This is a genomic window from Paracidovorax oryzae ATCC 19882 (assembly GCF_000687165.1).
GTDB lineage: Bacteria > Pseudomonadota > Gammaproteobacteria > Burkholderiales > Burkholderiaceae_C > Paracidovorax > Paracidovorax oryzae.
This window is the reverse complement of record NZ_JMKU01000012.1, coordinates 59,961-74,899: the sequence shown is the minus strand read 5'-3', so window position 1 is coordinate 74,899 and position 14,939 is coordinate 59,961. Positions and strand designations below refer to the sequence as shown.

The window sequence follows — 14,939 nt, the reverse complement described above, 5'->3', positions numbered from 1 at the left end:
ATAACCGGGGTCTTTCCCCCAGGCGCCCCCACCGAGGACCATCCATGCTCATCCGCAACCACGACGACGGCTTTCTCCACCCCGCCGGCAGCGAGATCACCTCCCGCGCGGTCTATGAGGGCCGCCGCGACCTCATGAAGCTGATGGCCGCGGGCGCGGCCGGTGCGGCCCTGGCCACGTGGGCCGGCCGGGAGGCCCTGGCCCAGACGGCCCGCCCGGGCAAGCTGGCGGCCCTGCCGTCGGTGCCCAGCAAGGTGGCAGGCGCCACCACCATCGAGAAGCTGACCGACTACAAGGACGCCAGCACCTACAACAACTTCTATGAATTCGGCGTGGACAAGAGCGATCCCGCGCGCAACGCCCATACGCTGAAGACCTCGCCCTGGACGGTGGAAGTCGAGGGCCTCGTCAACAAGCCCGGCAAGTTCGCCCTCGAGGACCTGCTCAAGCTCAGCCCCCAGGAAGAGCGCATCTACCGGTTGCGCTGCGTCGAGGGCTGGTCGATGGTCATTCCCTGGGTGGGCTACTCGCTGGCCGAGCTCATCAAGCGCGTCGAACCCCAGGGCAGCGCCAAGTACGTGGAGTTCGTGACCCTGGCCGACAAGAAGACCATGCCCTACGTGGACCGGCCCGTGCTCGACTGGCCTTACACGGAGGGCCTGCGCATGGACGAGGCCATGCATCCGCTCACGCTGCTGGCCTTCGGCATGTACGGCGAAGTGCTGCCCAACCAGAACGGCGCACCCGTGCGCCTCGTGGTGCCCTGGAAGTACGGCTTCAAGAGCGCCAAGAGCCTTGTCAAGATCCGTTTCGTCGAGAAGGAGCCCGGCACGGCCTGGAACAAGGCGGCGAAGCAGGAGTACGGCTTCTATTCCAACGTGAACCCCAATGTGGACCATCCGCGCTGGAGCCAGGCGACGGAGCGCCGCATCGGCGAGGACGGCCTGTTCGCCAAGAAGCGCAAGACGCTGATGTTCAACGGCTATGAAGCGCAGGTCGGCCAGCTGTACGCAGGCATGGATCTCAAGAAGTTCTACTGACGCCCCCGCTGCGGCAGCTGCTGCCTCCGGCTTGCTGCTTCCTGCCACATACCATGAAGAAACTGTTGCTGCACCCCGCCGCCAAGCCGGTGGTCTTCGCGATCTGCCTGCTGCCTTTCGCCTGGCTGGTGTATGGCGTGTTCGCCGATCGCCTGGGAGCCAATCCTGCCGAGGCGCTCATCCGTGCGTCGGGCGACTGGGCCTTGCGCGGACTGTGGATCGCGCTGGCGGTGACGCCGCTGCGCCTGCTCACCGGCACGCCGGCACTGGCGCGGTTCCGCCGCATGCTCGGGCTGTTCGCCTTTTTCTACGCGCTCCTGCACCTGCTGTGCTACGCCTGGCTGGACATGGGGTTCGACATTCCGGAAATTGCGCGCGACATCGCCAAGCGCCCCTTCATCCTCGTGGGCATGCTCGCCTTCGCCCTGCTGCTGGTGCTCGCGGCCACTTCGTTCAACCGGGCCATCCGCTGGCTGGGCGGCAAGCGCTGGCAGGCCCTGCACCGCGCCGTGTACGTGGCCTCGGCCCTGGCGCTGCTGCATTTCTTCTGGATGCGTGCGGGCAAGAACTTCTTCGGCGAAGTCGCCATCTACGCGGCGATCCTCGCCCTACTGCTCGGATGGCGCATCGGGAAGGCACTGCGCGGTGCGCGTGCTGCCAGGGCAGTGGCTTCGTGACCCAGAGGGCCGGTCGGGGAAGGCCGTTGCCGGCCCTCAGGCCCGCACCGCCTGCAGCGCCGGCCGCACCTGCCGGGTGGCCGGATCGATGAGCGCCGTGGGCAACTGGTAGGCGCGGTCGTCGAACAGGTCGATGCCGCACTGCAGGTTCTCGATCCAGTCGAAGAAGTCCGCGATCGCCTGGCGGCCCATGATGGGTGCGCCATGCTGCGGCACCAGCATGGCGATGTCGAGCTGGCGGGCCATGCGGGTCCACAGGCGCAGGATCTTGTTGGAGACCATGTAGCGGCGGTGGAAGCCTTCCATGCGCGGGATGTGCGGGCGCAGGTCGGTGACCGGCTCGCGCGCCTCGGCCCCAGAGGTCATCGATACGCCCAGGTCCCCCGTGAAGAGGATCCTGCTCACCGGGTCGTAGAAATGGAAGTTGCCCTCGGAATGCATGAAGTGCGCGGGCAGCAGCACCAGTTCATGCCGGCCCAGGGGCAGGTGGCCGCCGGCGTCGGGCACGCCGATCACGCGGTTCTCGGTCTTCCCCACCTTGGTGAAGTGCGGCGCGAACCGTTCCCAGATGCGCGAGATCACCAGCGTGGCCTTCGTGCTGGTCATCCACCGGTCGAGCGAGGCGATGATGTCCGGATCGGCGTGCGAGGCGATGAGGTAGGAGAGCTTGTGCGGGGCGAAGTGCTTGCTCATGCCCATGAACAGCTCGTTGAAGGCCAGGTTGCCGCCCGGATCGATGATCGCCCCGGTGTCCCCATCCACGATGAGGAACTGGTTGGCCTGCACCGCCTGCCCGTCCTCCTCGATGAGGTCGGAGAACATCAGGCACGCGTGGTGCTTGTCTCGATACAGTTCCAGAGGTTCCGATGCCATGGCGTCCCGTCCGTCGTGAAACGGCCAATGTACGGACACCGGCGCGGCGGGAGCTTGATGCGCATCAAGCGAACGTTCAGCCGGGCAGTTTCTCGTGGCGGAACGTATCTTCCAGCGGCTCGCGCGCGCGGATCAGGTGGGCCTGGCCGCCGTCCACCAGCACTTCGGCAGGCCGTGCGCGGGTGTTGTAGTTGCTGCCCATGGAGCTGCAATAGGCCCCTGCGGACAGAACGGCCAGACGGTCGCCGGCGCGCACGGCCAGCGTGCGGTCCCGGCCGATCCAGTCGCCGCTCTCGCACACGGGGCCGACCACGTCGTACACCGCGGCGGCCATGTCCCGGGCAGGCGCGGCCACCGGCACGATGCCGTGGAACGCCTGGTACATCGCGGGGCGGGGCAGGTCGTTCATCGCGGCATCGACGATGCAGAAGTTCTTCTGCTCGCCCGGCTTCACGTAGAGCACCTCGGTCAGGCAGACGCCTGCATTGCCGACCAGGGAACGCCCCGGTTCGATCATGAACTGCCGGTCGCCGTAGCCCCGCGCGTCGAGGCGCGCGAGCAGCTGCGTCCACAGCGCATCCGCCGCGGGCGGCGTGTCGCCGTTGTAGTCGATGCCCAGGCCGCCGCCGAAGTCGATGTGGTGGATGGGAATGCCGGCCGACTCGATCTGCGAGACCAGGTCGAGCATGCGGTCCACGGCATCGAGGTAGGGCGTGGCCTCGGTGATCTGCGAGCCGATGTGGCAGTCGATGCCCACCACCTGCAGTCCCGGCAGGGCCGCGGCGCGCTGGTAGGTGGCCACCGTGCGCTCGTGGGCCACGCCGAACTTGTTGCCCTTGAGGCCGGTGGAGATGTAGGGATGGGTCTTCGGATCCACGTTGGGATTCACGCGGATGCTCACGGGCGCGCGCCGGCCGCAGGCCACCGCGACCTCGCTCAGCACCTCGAGTTCGGGCTCGCTCTCGACGTTGAAGCAGCCGATGCCGGCTTCGAGGGCCTCGCGCATTTCCTGGCGCGTCTTGCCCACGCCCGAGAAGATCACCTTGCCTGCCTCGCCACCCGCCGCCAGCACGCGCCGGAGTTCGCCTGCCGAAACGATGTCGAAGCCGCAGCCTGCCCGGGCGAACAGCTGCAGCACGGCCAGGGAGGAGTTGGCCTTCATGGCGTAGCAGATCTGCACCTTGCGGCCCGCGAAGCCCCGCTGGTAGGCCTCCAGGGCCGAGAGCATGGACGCCTTGGAATAGACGTAGAGCGGAGTGCCGTGCTCCTGCGCCAGGTCGGCGGCACGAACGGATTCGATGAAGAGGTCGTCGCCCCGGTAGGCGATGTGGGGGTGCCCGGGCAGTGCGGTCAGCGTCATGGAGTGGTGGGGGCGGAGGCGGGAGAGGACGCCGGGGAGGGCGCGGGCGATGCGGCAGGCGATGGTGTGGGCGCCGCCGAAGCCGGCATCGCCGGCTCTGCGGGTACCAGGGACGGCGCCGGGATCGGCGAGGGTGTCGGTGCGTCGCGCATGGGGTCGAGCGTCTGCGGCAGCGTGGCACGCTGGCTGGCCGCGGGGTCGCCCGGCAGGTAGAGCGGGCCGCGCTGCCCGCAGCCCGTCAGCGCGGCAACCGTACAGGCAGCAAGGACGGACACGCTGACTAGAATTTGGGAAGCTCTCAACATCCGCAAATTGTAGAAGTAATGACCGACCTCGAATTCCTGGACCATGCCGAGAAACTGCTGCTGGCGGTGGAGCAGGGCTGCGACCGCATCAACGACACCACCGACGCCGACCTGGACGCCCAGCGCTCGGGCGGCATGGTGACCATCACCTTCCCCAACCGCAGCCAGATCGTCATCAACCTGCAGAAACCTTTGCACGAGATCTGGATGGCGGCGCAGTCGGGCGGCTACCACTACCGGCTGGAGGAGGGTGCATGGAAGGACACCAAAGGTGCCGGCGAGTTCTTCGAGGCCCTGAGCCGGGACGCGTCGCGGCAGGCGGGCATGCCGCTGTCGTTCTCAGCGGCCTGAGCGCCGGGCCGTTTTCCCAGGAGGCTTCCCAGTAAAAAAGGCACCGAGGCCGAAGCCGGGGTGCCTCCGTCGCCGCCTCGCGCTGCGCGCGCGAGGGGTTCAGTTCCTGAACAGGTCCAGGATGCGGTTGCGCTCTTCCGCCGGGGGCGGTGCCTGCGGCGGCGCGCCCGGCACCGCGGCGGCGGGATGGTCTTCCATGCCCACGCTCGCCACGCCGGCATTGCGGGCGAATTCCTCGTAGAACCATTCGCCGCCGACGTTCACCACGCCCGGCGGCACCGTCGGTTCGGCCACGGGCACTCCTTTCAGGGCACGTTCCATGAAGCTGATCCAGACCGGCAGGCTCAGGCCGCCACCGGTTTCGCGGCTGCCCAGGTTGCGCGGGGTGTCGTAGCCGATCCAGGTGACCGCCGCGATGGTGGGCTGGAAGCCTGCGAACCACGCATCCATGGCATCGTTGGTCGTGCCGGTCTTGCCGTAGATGTCCGGGCGCTTGAGGGTTGCCTGCGCGCGGGCGGCCGTGCCGGACCGCGTCACTTCCTGCAGCAGGCTGTCCATCACGAACGCGTTGCGGGCTTCGATGGCGCGCGGGTTGTCGGTGGTCGCCGGCGGCTCGAAGTTGGACAGGATGCGGCCCTTGTGGTCCGTCACGCGGGTGATGAGGTAGGGGTTCACGCGGTAGCCGCCATTGGCGAACACCGAGTACGCGGACACCATCTGCATCGGCGTCACGGATCCGGCACCCAGTGCCATCGTCAGGTAGGCGGGATGCTTGTCTGCGTCGAAGCCGAAGCGCGTGATCCAGTCCTGCGCGGTCTTCGGGCCGACGGCCTGGAGGATGCGGATGGACACGACGTTCTTGGACTTGGCCAGCGCGGTGCGCAGGGTCATGGGGCCGTCGTACTTGCCGTCGTAGTTCTTGGGCTCCCAGGGCTGGCCGCCGGTGGTGCCGGCGCTGAAGAACAGCGGGGCGTCGTTCACCACCGTCGCGGGCGTGAAGCCCTTCTCGAGCGCGGCCGAGTAGATGAAGGGCTTGAAGCTGGAGCCCGGCTGGCGCCACGCCTGGGTGACGTGGTTGAACTTGTTCTTGTCGAAGTCGAAGCCGCCCACGAGTGCCTTGATCGCGCCGTTGCGGGGATCGACGGCCACGAAGGCGCCCTCGACCTCGGGCAGCTGCGTGATGTCCCAGGTCTTTTTCGGGGTCTGGATGATGCGGATCACCGCGCCGCGGCGGATGCGGATGTTGGGCGGAGCCTTGTCGCTGAGCCCGGACTGCGCGGGCTTGAGCCCGTCGCCGGTGATCTCGATGGGCTCGCCGTTGGCGCGCGCCGCCACGATCTTCTTCGGGGACGCCTCCAGCACCACGGCCGACAGCACGTCGCCGTTGTCGGGATGGCTCGCGAGCGTGTCGTCGATGACATCCTCGGCCTCCTGGGCATCGGTGGGCAGGGCGACGAATTTCTCCGGCCCGCGGTAATGCTGGCGACGCTCGTAATCCATGATGCCCTTGCGCAGTGCCTGGTACGCGGATTCCTGGTCGCCTGCCGTGAGGGTGGTATAGACATTCAGGCCGCGCGTATAGGCTTCGGCGCCATATTGCGCGAAGATGAGCTGGCGCGCCATCTCGGCCACGTATTCGGCATGGATGCGGGTATTGTCCGGGCCGCCGGGGCGGATCTTCAGGTCTTCCTGCTTCGCGGCCGCGCCTTCCTCGGCCGTGATGAAGCCGTTCTCCACCATGCGGTCGATGATGTAGAGCTGGCGCACGCGGGCGCGCTTGGGATTGCTGATGGGGTTGTATGCGGAAGGCGCCTTGGGCAGGCCCGCCAGCATCGCCGCCTCGGCAATGCTGATGGATTTCAGCGGTTTTCCGAAATAGGCTTCGGATGCCGCGGCGAAACCATATGCCCTGTTGCCCAGATAAATCTGGTTCATGTAAATCTCGAGAATCTGATTTTTGGTCAGCAGGTGCTCGAGTTTGAATGTTAGTAATATTTCGTAAATTTTGCGTGTGATTGTTTTCTCCGACGAGAGATAAACATTGCGCGCCACCTGCATGGTGATGGTGGAAGCGCCCTGGCTCTTCACTCGACCCAGGTTGGCCAGGCCCGCGCGGACCATGCCCTTGTAGTCCACGCCGCCATGCTGGAAGAAGCGGGCATCCTCGATGGCCAGCACCGCATTGGTCATGACTTTCGGGATGTCCTGGATGGGCGTGAGGTTGCGGCGCTCTTCGCCGAACTCGCCGAGCAGCGCTCCTTCTGCGGAATAGACGCGCAGAGGCAGCTTGGGCCGGTAGTCGGCCAGATCGGAGATGTCCGGCAGGTTGGGGTAGGCGACCGCCAGCGCGACGGCGATCAGCAGGCCCAGGCCCAGAGCGCCTGCGGCCGCGATCCCGAAGAGCCAGGCCAGGCTCCTGAGCAGCCAGCGGAGCCACGTGGGACGGGCGGAAGCGCTCTCGCGAGCTGTCTTGTCGTTCGGGGGAGGCGGCATATCTGTCCAGTGCAAATCAACCGGGCATTATAAAAAATCGCGCGTTGCATCAACTTTTTTTCAGGGCGGGCCGCCGCTGCCGCGGCTGACGCGGCAGTGCTTGCGGCCACGTGCATTTAACGCACCGCAACAGGCCGAAAACCGTCTGCTTTTGACAACGTAACGGCGGCTTCGGCGGCGGGAAACGCTTTGCCGCCCCGCAACCTTACTGCTAGCATTCATGTGAAGTGTTAAGTTTTGTTGCGTCAATAAGGCGAGTTACAGGGGGCCAATCTTGATCTCTTTGGGATCTTTGTTCAGTCGCCAGGCTGCGCCGCTGCTGGGCATCGACATCAGCTCCTCCAGCGTCAAGCTGGTCGAGCTCGGGCGCGACAAGGCAGGGGGGCTGGTACTGGAACGTTGTGCGATCGAGCCCCTGGAGCGGGGCTGGATCAGCGACGGCAACATCGAAAAATTCGACGAAGTCGCCGAGGCCCTGCGCCGCCTGGTGAAGAAGAGCGGCACGCGCACGCGCAACGTGGCGCTCGCGCTGCCGCCTTCGGCCGTCATCACCAAGCGCATCACCCTGCCGGGCGGCATGACGGAGCAGGAACTCGAGGTCCAGGTCGAGTCCGAAGCCAACCAGTACATCCCGTTCTCCCTCGACGAGGTGAGCCTCGATTTCTGCGTCATCGGCCCCAACAAGAATGCGCCGGGCGACGTGGACGTGCTGATCGCAGCCTCGCGGCGCGAGAAGGTGCAGGACCGGCAGGGACTGGCCGAGGCCGCCGGGCTGAAGCCGGTCATCGTCGATATCGAATCCCACGCGTCCCGGCTCGCCGCGGGCCGGCTCATCGAGGCCCTGCCGCAGCAGGGCAAGGACGCGCTGGTGGCGCTGTTCGAGGTGGGCGCACTCACGACGAGCATGCAGGTCATACGCAATGAAGAGGTCCTCTACGACAGGGACCAGGCCTTCGGCGGCGCGCAGCTGACCCAGCTCATCGTGCGGCAATACGGTTTTTCCGCCGAGGAAGCGGAAGGCAAGAAACGCAGCGGCGACCTGCCGGAGGACTATGCCTCGGCCGTCCTTCGCCCGTTCGTGGAAAGCATGGCTCAGGAAATCGGCCGTGCATTGCAGTTCTTCTTCACGAGTACGCCCTACAACCGGGTGGATCACATCATGCTGGCTGGCGGCTCCGCGCCGCTGCCCGGCCTGACGGAAGCCGTCACGCAGCACTCGGGCTGCGCCTGCACGGCCATCAATCCCTTTGAGGGCATGGAGATCGGAAGTTCCGTCCGTCTCAAGAAGATGGTGCGCGAGGCGCCTTCCTACCTGACTTCGTGCGGGCTCGCCATGCGGAGGTTCCTCCAGTGATTCTCATCAACCTGCTGCCCCACCGCGAGGCAGCCCGGAAGCGCCGCAAGGAAGCCTTCCAGGTGGCGATGTTCGCGTCGTTCCTGGCGGGACTCGCGATTGCCGCCATCGTCTATTGGTGGTTCCAGATGATGATCGGCGAGCAGCAGGGGCGCAATGCCTTCCTGCAGTCCGAGATCCAGGTCCTCGAGGGCCAGATCAAGGAGATCGCCACCATCGAGGAAGAAATCGCCGCCCTGCGCGCGCGCCAGAAGGCGGTGGAGGATCTCCAGTCCGACCGCAACCTGCCCGTCCACCTGCTCTCGGAGCTGGTGCGGCAATTGCCTGACGGTGTCTACATCACCAGCCTGAAGCAGGCGGACCAGGTCATCACCATGCAGGGCATGGCGCAATCGAACGAGCGGGTCTCGGAAATGCTGCGCAACCTGGCGGACAACACGCCGTGGTTCTCCAAGCCCGAACTGGTGGAGATCGTGGCCGCGAACGTGGCGCTCAGTCCCCGGGACCAGCGCCGGGTGGCTTCGTTCAACGTGCGTTTCCGGCTCATGCGGACCAGCGAGGCGCAGAAGGCCATGGATGGCGCGAGCGCGCCGCGCGCGGCGGGGGGATGAGGATGGCGACAAGAAAAAAAGCATCGGTGGATTTCGGCGCGCTGCAGGACAGCCTGCAGCGGCAATTCAGGAACCTGGATCCGAAGGACCCCTCCCTCTGGCCGCCCCTGCCCCGGCTGCTGCTGTGCGTCTTCATCGCCGTGGCCGTGGCTGCGTTCCTGTGGTTCTTCAAGATCAATGAATACCAGGACGAGCTCGAAGCCGAGCGTGCGAAGGAGGTCAGCCTGCGGGAGGACTACCAGCGCAAGCTCGTCAAGGCGGTGAGCCTGGACGCCCTGAAGAAGCAGCGCGAGCAGGTGCAGCAGTACGTGATCCAGCTGGAGAAGCAGCTGCCCAGCAAGGCCGAGATGGCCGCGCTGCTCTCGGACATCAACCAGGCGGGCCTGGGGCGCAGCCTGCAGTTCGAACTGTTCCGTCCGGGGCAGGTGGTGGTGCGCGACTATTACGCGGAGCTGCCCATCGCCATCAGGGTCACGGGCAGGTACCACGACATCGGCGCCTTCGCGGCGGACATCGCCAACCTTTCCCGCATCGTCACGCTGAACAATATTTCGCTGTCGCCCGCGAACGCGAAGGACGCGCCGGCCGGCACGCTGACCATGGAGGCCACGGCGCGCACGTTCCGCTACCTGGACCCTGACGAGATCCAGGCCCAGCGCAAGGCTGCCGGAGGAAAGAAATGAAGCGGCATTTTCCGTATGCGCTGGCCGTGTTCGCGGTGGCGGCGTTGCAGGGCTGCGGCTCCTCCAACGAGGACGAACTGCGCGAGTGGATGGCGCAACTGCGCGCCACGACCCGCCCGCACGTCACGCCCCTGAGCGAGCCCAAGCGGTTCCAGCCCGAGAACTATGTCGTCGATGGAGCCGCCGATCCGTTCAACCAGGCCAAGCTGACCCAGGCATTGCGCCGGGACTCGGCGCAGGTTGCCTCCAACGCGACGCTGATCGCGCCCGAGATGGCCCGCCGCAAGGAGCCTCTGGAGGCCTACCCGCTGGACGCCATGGCCATGGTCGGCAGCCTGAACAAGAACGGTGTTCCCACGGCCCTCCTGAAGGTGGACAACCTGATCTACCAGGTGCGCGTGGGCAATTACCTGGGGCAGAACTACGGAAAGATCACCCGGATCACCGAGACGGCGATTCAGCTGCGTGAAATAGTCCAGGACGCCACGGGCGACTGGATAGAGCGTCCTGCGACGCTGGATCTCCAAGAGGGGAAGAAATGATTCGAACGAAATGGTTTGGTTTTCGCTGCCGGGCGGCCTTGCTGGCTGCCGCAGCCACGTTCTGCAGCACCTGGGCCCATGCGCAGGCTGCGATCGAGTCGGTCAAGGGCGTGATGCAGGGTGGCACGGAAATGGTCCGCATCGAGCTGTCGCAGCCGCTCGGCGCCGTGCCTTCGGGCTTCGCGATCCAGGCGCCCGCCCGCATCGCGCTGGACTTCCCCAACACCACCAACGGGACGGGCAAGTCGCTGGTCGAGGTGAACCAGGGCAACCTGAAGTCGGTGAACATCGTCCAGGCAGGCGACCGTTCGCGGGTGGTCCTCAATCTGAAGCAACCGACGTCCTACAAGGCGGAAGTGCAGGGTTCCGCCCTCATGGTGTCGCTGGAGCCCGTGTCCGGCGGGGCCGTGGCCAGTGCGGCCGCTCCTGCGGTGTTCGCCGAGAACCGCAACACCGACGTGCTCCCGCTGCGCGACGTGGACTTCCGCCGCGGCACCGATGGCGCCGGCCGGGTCATCGTCGGCCTGGCCAACAACCAGGTGGGCGTGGACCTGCGCAAGCAGGGCAACAACCTCGTGGTGGAATTCCTCAAGTCCTCGCTGCCCGAGGGGTTGCGCAGGCGCCTCGACGTCACGGACTTCGGCACGCCCGTGCGCACCGTGACCACCACCACCCAGGGCGAGCGCGTGCGCATGACGATCGAGCCCATCGGGGAATGGGAGCACAGCGCCTACCAGAGCGACAACCAGTTCGTGGTCGAGGTGCGGCAGAAGAAGGTCGATCTGAACAAGCTGAGCCAGGGCCCGGGGTTCAGCGGCGAGAAGCTGTCGCTCAACTTCCAGAACATCGAAGTGCGCTCGCTGCTGCAGGTGATCGCGGACTTCACCAATTTCAACATCGTCACGTCCGACACGGTGACCGGCGCCCTCACGCTCCGGCTCAAGGATGTTCCGTGGGACCAGGCGCTGCAGATCATCATGGATGCCAAGGGCCTGGGCATGCGCAAGTCCGGCACCGTGCTGTGGATCGCCCCGAAGGACGAGATCGACGCGCGTACGAAGAAGGACTATGAGGCGGCGCTGGCCATCCAGAAGCTCGAGCCGCTGCGCACGCAGGCCTTCCAGCTCAACTACGCCAAGGCGGCCGACATGGTGGTCCAGCTGGCCAACAACAGCACCGGCAGCACCGGCACCTCCACGCGCTTCCTGTCCGAACGCGGCAGCGCGATCGCCGAACCCCGCACCAACCAGCTCTTCGTCACCGATACGCCAGCCAAGCTGGAAGAGGTGCGCCAGCTGCTCAGCACGCTGGACGTGGCCGTGCGCCAGGTGATGATCGAGGCCCGCATCGTCGAGGCGCGGGACACCTTCGGCCGCTCCCTGGGCGTGCGCCTGGGCGGCGCCGACCTGCGGGCCAACCGCGGGGGAGACGGCGGCTACAGCGTGGGCGGCAACAACCGCCTCGCGATCGGCACCAGCTACAACAACGCGGTCGCATCGAGCGGCGGAGGCGGAACGGTGGCGACGGGTTCGGATGCTGCCGGATCCACCTTCGTGAACCTGCCGGCCGCGCTCTCGTCGGGTGCCAGCTTCGGCAACTTCGCGCTGACGCTCTTCAATTCCGCAGCGAACCGCTTCCTGACCCTGGAGCTGTCCGCCATGGAGGCCGACGGCCAGGGCAAGGTGGTGTCGAGCCCCCGCCTCATCACGGCAGACCAGACCAAAGCCCTCATCGAGCAGGGTACCGAGTACCCGTACTCGGTGACGGCCCCGAACGGTGCGACCACCATCGCCTTCAAGAAGGCGGTGCTGAAGCTGGAGGTCACTCCCCAGATCACGCCGGAAGGCAACATCATCCTCGACCTGGATGTGAACAAGGACAGCAAGGGAGAGACGACCACGCAGGGCGTCGCCATCGACACGAACCACGTCAAGACGCAGGTTCTGGTGGAGAACGGCGGGACCGTGGTGATCGGCGGGATCTTCCGGTTGGAGGAAACCAACCAGGAAAACAAGATCCCCCTGCTGGGAGACGTGCCGGTCGTCGGCAACCTCTTCAAAAACAGGACCCGTGAGTCCACCAAGCGCGAGATGCTGGTGTTCATCACGCCGAAGGTGATTTCGGACAAAGGTCCGGTCCGTTAAAAAGCAAACGAAGGTGAACGAATGAAAGCTTTGATGAGAGCCATCGCGGTGACGCTGGCTGCCACGCTTGCAGCGTGTGGAGGAGGTGGTGGGAGCGGTGGAAGCAGCGGCGGCGGCGGAAGCGGCGGCGGCACCACGACGCCGACCGTGGCATCCATCGAGGTACTGACCTCGGCGACGACGCTGGCATCCGCCGACACCACGGGCGTGACGGTCACGGCCGTGCTGAAGGACGCCTCCAACAACGCCATCGCGTCCAAGCCGGTGACCTTCAGCGCAAGCAGCGGCACGCTGGCCAGCGTGGCGGCTGCCACCGGCACGGACGGCCGCGCCACGGCCATCCTCACCGCCGGCACGGACCGTTCCAACCGCGACATCGTGGTGACGGTGGCATCGGGCTCCATCACGCAGAAGGCGACCATCCCGGTCTCGGGCACCACGCTGACGGCATCGGGCGCGACGTCCATGCTGACGGGTGCGACGACCAACTTCGCCGTGTCCTTGCGCGACAGCGGCGGGGCTGCCCTTGCCGGCGTCGCGGTGACCGCGTCGTCGTCGCTGGGCAATGCCGTCACCGCCAGCAGCGCCACCACGGATGCGAACGGCTCGGTGACTCTGACCTATGCGGCCACCCGCAGCGGCACGGACACGCTGACCATCCAGGGCGCAGGTGCGTCGCAGGCGCTCACCATCAGCGTCAGCAGCGTGAATTTCGCCTTCACGGCCCCTGCCGCCAACACGGAGGTGGAGATCAACAGCACGAGCACGGTCACGGTGCGCTACCTGTCGGGCAATGCCGGCGTGGCGGGCAAGACCGTTTCGTTCGGTACGACGCGCGGCACCGTGACGCCCACCCAGGCGGTCACCGATGCGACGGGCTCGGCCACGGTGCAGGTGACGTCTCCGTCGGTGGGCGTCGCCACGGTGAGCGCCCGCGTGGACGAAAACGCCATCACGACCCTGCCGCTGAACTTCGTGGCCTCCACTCCGGCGACGCTGGTGCTGCAGACCTCTTCGGCAGCCCTGGCACCCAACCCGGCCGGCAGCAGCGCCAGCCAGGTGCAGCTGCGCGCCACCGTGCGCGATGCCGCAGGCAATGCCGTCAAGGGCAAGACCGTGTTCTTCACCGTGGTGCAGGACCTGAGCGGCGGTGCCATCAAGACGGGCACGGCGGTGACCGATGCCAACGGCCTGGCGACCGATGTGTTCGTGGCCGGCGCCACCTCGACCGCTGCCAATGGCGTGCAGATCCGCGCCAACGTGGCCAACACCAGCATCAGTGCCGTGTCGTCCCTGACGGTGAGCAACCAGGCACTCTTCATCTCCATCGCGGCCAACAACCAGATCGAGAAGCTGACGACCACCTACCGCACTACGTACTCCGTGCAGGTCACGGACGCCACCGGTGCGCCGGTGGCCAACCAGAATGTGGCGCTGTCGTACTGGGCGCCGCTGTATGGCAAGGGCATTCTGCTCTTCGACAAGACCAACAGTGTCTGGACCTACAGGGACAATCCCCCGGCCTTCTGCCTCAATGAAGACGCCAACCGCAACGGCATCCTCGATCCGGGCGAAGACCGGGACGGCAACGGCCGCCTGAGCCCGGGGTTGCCTGCAGCCATCGCACCGGCCTCCGTGACCACGGATGCCACGGGCAGCGCTACGTTCACGTTGACCTACGGGCAGCAATATGCCAATTGGCTGCAGATCGAACTGGCCGCCAAGGCCATCGTAGCGGGCACGGAATCCAGCACGTTCTTCAGTTTCTTCGCTGGGGCGGCGGCTTCCGACATGACGAACGCGCAGGTGCCTCCCGCCTCGCAGGTCAGTCCTTTCGGCAGCATCAACAATTGCACGGATCCCAACTGAGCATCCACCTCATCGGCCTTCCAGGCTCGGGTAAATCCACCGTCGGGCGGCATCTCGCCCGGCGGCTGGGTCTGCCCTTCATCGATTCGGACCACGTGATCGAGCAGCGCATCGGCGGCTCGATCCGTGGTTTTTTCGATCGTGAAGGCGAAGCCGCCTTCCGCGACCTGGAGGAGGAAGTCATCCACGAACTGACCGGCCCGGAGGTTCGGCCGCAGGTGCTGGCCACGGGCGGCGGGGTCGTGGTACGGCCCGGCAACCGGGCGCGCCTGCGCGAGCGGGGCACGGTCGTTTACCTGAACGCTTCGCCGGAGGAAATCTTCCGGCACATCCGCCACGACCAGACGCGGCCCCTGCTGCAGGTGGAATCGCCGCTGGACCGGCTCCGCGAACTGCAGCGCGAGCGGGATCCGCTCTACCGGGAGGCGGCCCATTTCGTCATCTCGCCGGAGCGTGGCAAGAACGTGGCCGCCCTGGTCCAGCACATCGCCATGCAGCTGGAGCTGGCAGGCATCCATCCGACCTCCCCGTGAAGGCCTGACGGAAGCCGATAGACTCCACGGCATGACTGCCGACGCATTTTCCGTTCGAGATACCGACCGGCCCCTCCCGCCCCCCCGTACCGGCGCCACCGCGC

At 66.3% G+C, this 14,939-nt stretch carries 14 protein-coding genes; 10 read left to right on the top strand and 4 right to left on the bottom strand.

Going from position 1 to position 14,939, the window contains the following annotated elements; all coding sequences use genetic code 11:
* The first annotated feature begins 44 nt into the window (after positions 1-44).
* Positions 45-1,040: a protein-methionine-sulfoxide reductase catalytic subunit MsrP gene (gene msrP / locus T336_RS0111950; RefSeq protein WP_019702602.1), complete on the top strand. Its 996-nt coding sequence runs from the start codon at positions 45-47 to the stop codon at positions 1,038-1,040.
* A gap of 53 nt (positions 1,041-1,093) precedes the next feature.
* A complete protein-coding gene (msrQ, locus tag T336_RS0111945; protein WP_026432707.1) occupies positions 1,094-1,717 on the top strand; it encodes a protein-methionine-sulfoxide reductase heme-binding subunit MsrQ in 624 nt (207 codons plus the stop codon).
* Positions 1,718-1,753: 36 nt separating this feature from the next.
* Here msrQ and T336_RS0111940 read toward each other — a convergent pair whose 3' ends face one another.
* The 3 genes from T336_RS0111940 to lptM all read right to left on the bottom strand — a co-directional run bounded on the left by T336_RS0111940 (position 1,754) and on the right by lptM (position 4,225).
* Entirely contained in the window at positions 1,754-2,590 is an 837-nt protein-coding gene (locus tag T336_RS0111940) for an oxygen-binding di-iron domain-containing protein (RefSeq protein ID WP_026432706.1), read from the bottom strand.
* Positions 2,591-2,666: 76 nt separating this feature from the next.
* Entirely contained in the window at positions 2,667-3,950 is a 1,284-nt protein-coding gene (lysA, locus tag T336_RS0111935; RefSeq protein WP_026432705.1) for a diaminopimelate decarboxylase, read from the bottom strand.
* Positions 3,947-4,225 (bottom strand): LPS translocon maturation chaperone LptM, encoded by a 279-nt coding sequence (gene lptM / locus T336_RS26060; RefSeq protein ID WP_235492095.1) that lies wholly within the window; start codon positions 4,223-4,225, stop codon positions 3,947-3,949. Before lptM ends, lysA begins: the two co-directional genes overlap by 4 nt.
* A 48-nt stretch (positions 4,226-4,273) precedes the next feature.
* On the opposite strand from lptM, the gene cyaY reads away from it, so the two are divergent.
* Entirely contained in the window at positions 4,274-4,606 is a 333-nt protein-coding gene (gene cyaY / locus T336_RS0111925) for an iron donor protein CyaY (RefSeq protein WP_013593430.1), read from the top strand.
* A 99-nt stretch (positions 4,607-4,705) separates the two neighbouring features.
* Here cyaY and T336_RS0111920 read toward each other — a convergent pair whose 3' ends face one another.
* Positions 4,706-7,099 (bottom strand): penicillin-binding protein 1A, encoded by a 2,394-nt coding sequence (locus T336_RS0111920; protein ID WP_013593431.1) that lies wholly within the window; start codon positions 7,097-7,099, stop codon positions 4,706-4,708.
* Between the two features lie 274 nt (positions 7,100-7,373).
* On the opposite strand from T336_RS0111920, the gene T336_RS0111915 reads away from it, so the two are divergent.
* Genes T336_RS0111915 through T336_RS0111885 form a run of 7 tightly spaced genes read left to right on the top strand, consistent with a single transcriptional unit; the run spans position 7,374 to position 14,835 of the window.
* Entirely contained in the window at positions 7,374-8,453 is a 1,080-nt protein-coding gene (locus T336_RS0111915) for a pilus assembly protein PilM (RefSeq protein WP_019702607.1), read from the top strand.
* Entirely contained in the window at positions 8,450-9,064 is a 615-nt protein-coding gene (locus tag T336_RS0111910) for a PilN domain-containing protein (RefSeq protein ID WP_013593433.1), read from the top strand. The genes T336_RS0111915 and T336_RS0111910 overlap by 4 nt, the downstream gene beginning before the upstream one ends.
* On the top strand, positions 9,061-9,747 hold the full coding sequence (locus tag T336_RS0111905; protein WP_035225841.1) for a type IV pilus inner membrane component PilO: 687 nt from the start codon (positions 9,061-9,063) through the stop codon (positions 9,745-9,747). The genes T336_RS0111910 and T336_RS0111905 overlap by 4 nt, the downstream gene beginning before the upstream one ends.
* Complete coding sequence (locus T336_RS0111900; RefSeq protein WP_019702609.1) at positions 9,744-10,289, top strand: pilus assembly protein PilP; 546 nt, start codon at positions 9,744-9,746, stop codon at positions 10,287-10,289. The genes T336_RS0111905 and T336_RS0111900 overlap by 4 nt, the downstream gene beginning before the upstream one ends.
* The gene (locus tag T336_RS0111895; RefSeq protein ID WP_019702610.1) at positions 10,286-12,433 is read left to right on the top strand and encodes a type IV pilus secretin PilQ; all 2,148 of its coding nucleotides are present in this window, start codon (positions 10,286-10,288) and stop codon (positions 12,431-12,433) included. Before T336_RS0111900 ends, T336_RS0111895 begins: the two co-directional genes overlap by 4 nt.
* A 33-nt stretch (positions 12,434-12,466) precedes the next feature.
* The gene (locus T336_RS0111890) at positions 12,467-14,302 is read left to right on the top strand and encodes an Ig-like domain-containing protein (RefSeq protein WP_019702611.1); all 1,836 of its coding nucleotides are present in this window, start codon (positions 12,467-12,469) and stop codon (positions 14,300-14,302) included.
* Positions 14,284-14,835, top strand: coding sequence for a shikimate kinase (locus T336_RS0111885; protein WP_019702612.1), 552 nt, complete (start codon positions 14,284-14,286; stop codon positions 14,833-14,835). Before T336_RS0111890 ends, T336_RS0111885 begins: the two co-directional genes overlap by 19 nt.
* The last annotated feature ends 104 nt before the right edge of the window (positions 14,836-14,939 follow it).

Coding starts and splice junctions, on each gene's coding strand:
- msrP (WP_019702602.1), top strand. CDS start 45: ATGCTCATCCGCAACCACGACGACGGCTTTCTCCACCCCGCCGGCAGC.
- msrQ (WP_026432707.1), top strand. CDS start 1,094: ATGAAGAAACTGTTGCTGCACCCCGCCGCCAAGCCGGTGGTCTTCGCG.
- T336_RS0111940 (WP_026432706.1), bottom strand. CDS start 2,590: ATGGCATCGGAACCTCTGGAACTGTATCGAGACAAGCACCACGCGTGC.
- lysA (WP_026432705.1), bottom strand. CDS start 3,950: ATGACGCTGACCGCACTGCCCGGGCACCCCCACATCGCCTACCGGGGC.
- cyaY (WP_013593430.1), top strand. CDS start 4,274: ATGACCGACCTCGAATTCCTGGACCATGCCGAGAAACTGCTGCTGGCG.
- T336_RS0111920 (WP_013593431.1), bottom strand. CDS start 7,099: ATGCCGCCTCCCCCGAACGACAAGACAGCTCGCGAGAGCGCTTCCGCC.
- T336_RS0111905 (WP_035225841.1), top strand. CDS start 9,061: ATGAGGATGGCGACAAGAAAAAAAGCATCGGTGGATTTCGGCGCGCTG.
- T336_RS0111900 (WP_019702609.1), top strand. CDS start 9,744: ATGAAGCGGCATTTTCCGTATGCGCTGGCCGTGTTCGCGGTGGCGGCG.
- T336_RS0111895 (WP_019702610.1), top strand. CDS start 10,286: ATGATTCGAACGAAATGGTTTGGTTTTCGCTGCCGGGCGGCCTTGCTG.
- T336_RS0111890 (WP_019702611.1), top strand. CDS start 12,467: ATGAGAGCCATCGCGGTGACGCTGGCTGCCACGCTTGCAGCGTGTGGA.